This is a genomic window from Savagea faecisuis, assembly GCF_042675605.1.
Taxonomy (GTDB): Bacteria; Bacillota; Bacilli; order Bacillales_A; family Planococcaceae; genus Savagea; species Savagea faecisuis.
On the sequence record NZ_JBHTJF010000053.1, the window covers coordinates 1 to 1,291 of the forward strand.

Genomic DNA, 1,291 nt, shown 5'->3' on the forward strand with positions numbered 1-1,291 from the left:
GGAGCGTCCTGTATCCAGCGAAACCAGTCAAGTGGAAGCCCGCACTTGACAGCTTTCGCTGGACACAGGAAGTGCAGCCCATGGATGTCGTTCCCGAAAAATGTGTAGGTAGGTTGAATCGAAGACCCAATGTGATTCTTCGATTAAGCAGCTTTCTGTCTGCATAGATCTTCTAATTGTTGCGGCGTTAGATAGTTAATAGACCCATGGACCCGTTTACGGTTGTACCATGATTCAATGTATTGGAAGAGGGCGAATCGTGCTTCTTCAAAATCTATATAGGTCGTTTGATAGACTTCTTCCTTCTTTAAAGTGGCATGAAAAGACTCAATGCAGGCGTTGTCATAAGGACAGCCTTTTCGACTGAAAGAGTGTTGAATTTTCGCTGTTTTTACTGCTTTTTCAAAGTCCTCGCTTGTGTATTGGCTGCCTAAATCGGTATGAAAAATCAGACCCTCTTTCGGCTGCTGGACGTCAATTGCGTTCGTTAATGCCTGTAAGACGAGCTCGGTTGTCATGGACTTGGAAAAGGAATAACCGACAATTTTCTTGGTATGTAGATCAAGGACGGAAGCTAAATAGCACCACCCGTTTTTAAGTGTGTGGATATATGTAATATCCGCAACCCATTTCTCGTTGATTGTAGTCGTTTCAAAATCCTGTTCCAATAAATTATTGCGTTCTTCTATTTGGCTAGCTGATGAAGCCGGACGGTATTTTTTTGTGATGTTAGATCGGATTCCTTCTGACTTCATGATGCGTTGGACACGTTTCAAGCTGGCATTGAAGCCTTCCTTTTTGAGAACTTCATGGATTTTAGGCGTACCATAGCGGCCTTTACTCTCCGCATGAATGATTTTTATGCGTTCTAAAATAGCCTCGTTCTCAATTGCGTGCGTTGATTTCACTTTATGGAAGGATTGATAATACGTACTTCTAGGCACTTCGAGTACGTTACACAAGACTTGAACCGGATGGTTCTCCTTTTCCTGTTCGATGTGGTCGATCATCTCTTGGTCGGTTACTTTTTCGCGAATATGGTCATAGCCTTTTTTAGGATTTCTACCTCCTGTTTAAGGCGAAGGTTTTCCTTTTGAATTTCTGCAATTTCAGCGGGTGTCAAACCACCTCCGTTTTCAATCGGGGAAAGTGCTTTGATCCATTTATAGATTGTTACTTCAGATACACCATATTCACGGCTGAGATCACTTACAGATGTGCCAGACCTGTAGAGTTCGACGATTGTTTGTTTGAATTCCTGGTTATAACGTTTTTGTTTCATTTCGGACAC

General features: G+C 42.4%; 1 protein-coding gene. It reads right to left on the reverse strand.

Going from position 1 to position 1,291, the window contains the following annotated elements; genetic code table 11:
- Positions 1-143: 143 nt before the first annotated feature.
- Positions 144-1,282, reverse strand: a protein-coding gene (locus ACFQ0V_RS13240; protein WP_381014456.1) for an IS3 family transposase whose coding sequence is annotated in 2 segments (ribosomal slippage) — positions 144-1,048 and positions 1,048-1,282 — 1,140 coding nt in all. Because the reading frame shifts where the segments join, the coding sequence is not laid out codon by codon here.
- Positions 1,283-1,291: the final 9 nt, after the last annotated feature.